Annotated in this window: 2 protein-coding genes; both read right to left on the minus strand. The window is 69.4% G+C overall.

What is annotated here, in order from left to right; genetic code table 11:
• Window positions 1-212: toxin-activating lysine-acyltransferase (locus EV278_RS23800; RefSeq protein WP_132096720.1), on the minus strand; the 212-nt coding region annotated here is incomplete at its 3' end.
• A gap of 85 nt (window positions 213-297) precedes the next feature.
• Entirely contained in the window at window positions 298-5778 is a 5481-nt protein-coding gene (locus tag EV278_RS23805) for an FG-GAP-like repeat-containing protein (RefSeq protein ID WP_207905552.1), read from the minus strand.
• Window positions 5779-5796 lie beyond the last annotated feature (18 nt).

Genomic DNA, 5796 nt, shown 5'->3' on the forward strand with positions numbered 1-5796 from the left:
AAGGCCCAGAAGGCCACGGCCGCAGGGCTGTTTGGCCCGTTCCAGATCCGAAACTGCTCCAGCAGGATGGCGGGCATGGCGAACCATTCCAGGTCGCCGATGAACAGCGACTTGTGCAGCGGCGACTGGGTCAGCAGCCAGGTGATCTCGCCCAGCACCTGCGACACGGTCTTTTGCGGCGCCGCGCCTTGTCCGTTGGCCCCGTCGGCCATGATCGATACTCCACAACAGCGCCCGCCCGGCGCCAGGCCGGGCGGAAAGGACAAGAACCCCGACAGACGTCCTAGCAGGATCGCGCTAGGAGGCCAGGGCCAGGTTGAGGGCCAAGGGCGTGGTCGGCTGGCCGGCGGCGGCCAGCACGGCCGAGGCCTGGGCCGCGTCGCGGTTCCAGATCGCCGCCGAGCCGCCGGCCTGGCCGCCAAACCCGGCCATGGCCTGGCGCAGCAGCCTCTGCTGCTGGGTCAGGGCCGGATCGTCGGAGGCCGAGCGCGCGCCGGGCGCGCGATCGCCCACGCCCTGGTCCATGGCCGCCAGCAGGCCGGCCAGCGAGCCGGCGCCGGCCAGGCCGCCGTCGGTCTGGCCACGCCACCAGGCCTGATCCTGGCCGATCGTGGCGTCGGCCTGGACCACCCCGTCCAGCGGCTGGCTGGCGGTCAGGCCGCCCCCCAGGCCGCCCCCGAGGCCGGAGAGGAGACCGGAGGCGGCGCCGAAGTCGACGCCCAGGCCCTGGGCGGTGGTCGAACCGCCGCCGCTGGGCCGGCTCGGATCGCCCGGCGAGACCACGGCCCCGGCCTGGGCCAGGCCCCTGTCGACCAGGTCCCGGCCCGCCCGGGCGCTGTCGTTCAAGGCCTTGGCCAGGGCCTGGCCCGAGGAGACCGCCTTCAGGGCCGCCAGGTTCGACTGGTCGTCCAGGCCGGTCGCCTGGCCCGACAGCCAGGCGGCCCGCTGCGAGGCGTCCATCTTCTTCCAGCGCCGGGCGACCGACGCGTCGACCTTGTCGGTGTCGCTGAAGTCCAGCTGGGCGGCGGCCTTGACCTCGTCGTAGCTGGCGCCGAGCCTGTCCAGCAGCCCCTTCCTGGCCTTGATCCGCGCGGCCTTGGCGGCGGTCTTGGGGTCGTTCAGCAGCTGGCCCAGGGTCCCGTCCTCATCGCGCGCGCCCCATTCGGCCTGGTATTCGCCGGCATAGAGGCCTTCCGAACCCAGCACCCGCCGGGCCAGGGCCACGTCGTAGCCCTGACCTTCGCGCCCGTCGGCCCATACGAAGCTGATCGTGTTCTGCACGAAGCTCTCGGTGGTCATGGCCGCGGTGTAGCCGGTGGCCGTTCCGCCCAGGTTGATCGCCTTGATCCCGGCCTCCTCCAGGGTGCGCAGCTCCTTGGCCGTCGAGCGGCCGTTCTGGTTGGCGTCGACGAACAGCAGGATCCTGCCAAAATCCTTGTCGGCCTTGTCCAGCAGGCCGTCGCCGTTGCTGTCCCAGGTGCGCAGCCCCTCCAGGTCGCTGGTCGCGCCCGGCCTGTCCTGCACGAACGAGATCTCCGACAGCCTGTTGATCGCCCCGTCGCCGTCGCGGTCCACCGCCAGCAAGCCGTCGGCGGGCCCCACCCAGGCGATCTGCGAGATCCCGCCCTGGGCGGTCTTGACCACCACGCTGGAGGCCTCGACCGTCGACAGGTCCAGGCCGTCGCCGTCCAGGTCCAGGGCGACGGGATAGTAGTTGCTGTAGTTGACGTAGGTCTGGACGGTCCAGGCGATGTCCAGCTTGCGCAGGTCGATCGAGGTCCCGCCGGCGACCACATATTCGACCGTGTTGATGAACGAGCCGCCCATCGGCTCGCCATAGGGATCGGTCTCGACCCATTTGACCCCGCCGCCGACGATCTTGACCCGATCGGCGACCTGGCTGGCGGTCAGGGTCGGGTTGGCCGCGTCCTTGGCCCCGATATAGAGATCATTGCCGACCACCTGGTAGATGACGTCCTGCGCCGTCACCGTCGAGCCGAACACCAGGGTGTCCTCGCCGCCGGCGTCGGTGATGGTGTCGACATTGGCGATCACCGCGCCGTTGGCGTCGAGACCGGCCCGGTCGTAGGCGAACTGGTCGTCGCCGTTGCTGGTGTTGATGGTGTCGTTCCCCAGCCCGCCGATGATGACGTTGCCTGTCGATTCCAGCTGGCCCGAGGCGCGCCCCCAGATCGTATCGTCCCCGTTCAGGCCGATGATCAGGTCGTAATGCTCGCCGCCGAGGCCCACCAGGGTGTCGGCCCCGTCGGTGACGCCGCCCACGGCGTAGTCGACGCTGCCGATGTCGAGCTGGCCGCCGCCGTTGAAGTCGATGGTCTTGACCCGGGCGTTGGTCAGCTGGGCGAAATTGCCGCCGACATAGGCCGAGGCGTTCCCGCCCCGAACGGTCACGCTCAGCCAGCCGTTGGTTCCGCCGGCCGTCCCCATGACCAGGTCGGAGGCCTTGATCCCCTCTCCCAGCGACAGGATGTTCCAGCCGCCATTGTCCTCGACGATGGTGTCGGCCCCGTCGCCGAGGTTCAGCACATAGGTGTCGGTCCCCGCGCCGCCCGACAGGGTGTCGTTCCCCGCCCCGCCGACGAAGGTCTGGTCGCCGTCGCCCGCCGACAGGCTGTCGGCGTAGGCCGAGCCGACCACGCCTTCCACGCCGATATAGCTCTGGCTGGCCGCCAGGCCGCTGTAGCCCGAGCCTGTGGCCTGACCGGTCGGCGTATAGCCGCCCAGATTGAGGCTCACCCCCGCCGTCGCCGCCGAATAGTCGACGAAGTCCTTGCCTTCGTCACCGATCAGCATATCGGCGCCCGTCGTGGCCACCAGCCAGTCGTCGCCCTCCTTGCCCACGAGGTAGTTGTCGCCAGCGTCGCCCTTCAGCTGGTCCGCGAGCTTGGACCCGCTGACCGACTCGATGCTGTCGAACACGTCACCGTCGGCGTCGCCGCCAAAGGCCTCGCCGGTCGACAGATCGATATAAACCCCCGCCGAAGAGCCCGTGTACTGCACCCAGTCATAGCCGCCGTCGCCCCACAGGAAGTCCGCGCCCGCGCCGCCTTCCAGGATGTCGCCGCCGTCGCGCCCGCCGATCGAGTCGGCGCCGGCCCCGCCCTTGAGGATATTGCCGATCGCGTCTCCCACCATGGTGTCGTTGAACGCCGTACCGGTGGCGTTCTCGACATCCCAGAAATAGTCGCCATACCAGATGTGCTGGCTGCTATCGCTGGGCGACCGGGCGCCCAGGTCGATCCCCACGCCCGCGCTGAACCGCTCATAGGAGATGGTGTTGGAGCCGGCGCCGCCGATGAAGGAATCGTAGGTGGCGCCGCCGTCCTCGTCGACGATGAAGGTGTCGTCGCCGTCCTCGCCCCACAGGCCGTCCATGCCGGCGCCGCCGACCAAGACGTCGTTGCCGGCGCCGCCGAACAGGCCACCGCCCTGGCCGTCGCCGCCCTCGTGGCCGTCGCCGCCGGCGATGTAGTCGTCACCGTCGCCGCCCCGCAGAAGATCCTTGCCGGCGGCGCCCAGCAGCGTGTCGTTCTGGGAGCCGCCGTCGAGGGTGTCGTCACCGGCCCCGCCGTCCAGCCAGTCCCAGCCCGCGCGGCCGTAGAGTGTGTCATCGCCCGCCCCGCCCACGAAGATGTCGTCGCCGCCGTCGCGCGTGACCGGGGTCTGGGTCTCGACCACGTCATAGTCCCAGCCGTTCCAGTAGTACTGGTAGGTCGTCTCGATCTCGGTGTGGTTGTCGTCGATGGTCAGGCCGCCGGTCGCCAGGCTCCGGTCGACCAGATCGTTTCCAGAGGTCGTGGACCCCGGCGCGACCGCGCCGTAGCCGATGGCCGCGAGGCTGTCGATCGACACCGATTGGCCGCCTTGGGCAGCGGACGGCAGGATCGAGAACAGGCCGGCGCTGGCCCTGTCGCCCCGCTGGACATAGACGCCGTCGGTCCCCACGGCCACGAGGTCCATCATCCCGTCGCCATCGACGTCCCCGATCATGCGCGGCTGGATCGACTGGGGTCCCCAGCCCGCATCCGCCACATAGGGCGTCGAGAAGATCTGGTGCGGCGCGAACATGCCGTCGGCCTGGGCGAGCGACACATAGAGCGCGCCGTTGCCATAACCGACGATGTCGGCTCGGCCGTCGCCATTCATATCCTTTACGTAGCGCGGATTGGCGTTGAAGCTGGACCAGCCGCCCGCCGCATAGCCAAAGGCCGTGATCGCCTTGTAGGACGCGGCGAAGGTCCCGTTGGCCTGTCCCAGGGCGACATAGACGCCGTCGTCCGCGAAGCCGACCAGGTCGGCGCGGCCGTCGCCGTTGACGTCGGCGGCCGTGCGCGGATCGCGGTCCTGGCCGGCCCAACCGGCCGCGCCGGTGAACTGCGAACTGGCGACCACACCGTTGGCGAAGGTTCCATCGGCTTGGCCCAGCGACACCAGCACGATGCTTCCGCCAACCCCGACGACGTCGGTCCGGCCGTCGCCGTTCACGTCGGCCAGGAACCGCGGATAGGCGTCCTGGCTGCTCCAGCCGCCGGCCCCGCCGGTGCTGCCGTAGCCCGCATTGGCCTTGAAAACCGCGCCGAACGCGCCATTGGCCTGGCCGAGCATCACATAGGTCCCGTCGCCGCCGAATCCGACGAGATCGGCGCGGCCGTCGCCATTGACGTCTCCGGCCATGCGCGGCGAGATATTCTGACTGGTCCAGTTGACCGCGGCCGTCAGGTTGGTGCTGGCGACGAGCCCGCCGCCAAACGTTCCGTTCGCTTGGCCCAGCTCGACGATAACCTGACTGTTGCCGACGCCCACCATGTCCTGGCGGCCGTCACCGTTCACATCCGCCAGGAATCGCGGATTGAGATCCTGGCTGGCCCATCCGCCGGACGCGGCGCTCGTTCCGAAACCCACGTGCGCCTTGGTCGAGGCCGCGAACGGCTCGAGCGCCGACCCGCCGCGAAGAGAAACCACCGCGCCGGCGCCGGAGGCGGCGAGGCGGACGTTCTCGAACGCCACGCCATGCCCGGCCAGGTCGAAGCTCCCGAGGAAGCCCTGCAGGCCGCCGTAGAAGTCGGAGGCGGTCCACTTGGCCAGGCCCAGTTCATTCACCGCCCGCTCCAGGGTGATGATCCAGGGGTTGGCCAGGACCTGGTTTTCCAGGGCGCCGATGATCTTGTCGATCGTGGGCTTGTTGGCGTTGTAGGTGGAGAGCTCGCCCGAGGTCAGGGCCGCTGTCCCTTGGGTCTGGGCCTTATCGATCAGGGCCTTGTTGCTGGCGTAGTAGCTCTGCTCGGCCTCGGTCAGGGTGGCGTAGGCGCCCTTGATGAACCCGTCGATCAGCGCGCGGTTGCTGGCGTAGAAGCGGTAGTCGCTGGCGATCTGCAGGTCGCCGGTCAGCGAGGTCAGGTCGGCGGCCGGCGAGCGGGCGATCACCCGCTTGGCGAAGATGTCGCCGCCGACGATCTTGGTGTTGCGGATCGCCGCCAGGGTCCCGAACTCGACGGCCTGGTCGGCCGAGCCGAAGTTCGTCTGGACGCCGTTGATCGTCACATAGATCTGGCCGCCGGTGTGGCCGTACTTCTGGGTGGTGCTGGACCCGTTGAGGTTGGACACATAGGCCGTGGTGTTGGTGTAGGCCACCATGGCGATCAGGCCATTCAGCGTATCGCGCGCCGTCGTGGCCATCGAGGTGACCAGGTCGCGGTTGCCGTTGTTGGTCACCGTCACCGCGCCCAGCTCGTAGCGGGCATAGGGGATCTGCAGCACCGTCTCGGCGCTGGCCGA

The organism is Caulobacter sp. BK020 (assembly GCF_004342605.1).
Classification (GTDB): Bacteria; Pseudomonadota; Alphaproteobacteria; order Caulobacterales; family Caulobacteraceae; genus Caulobacter.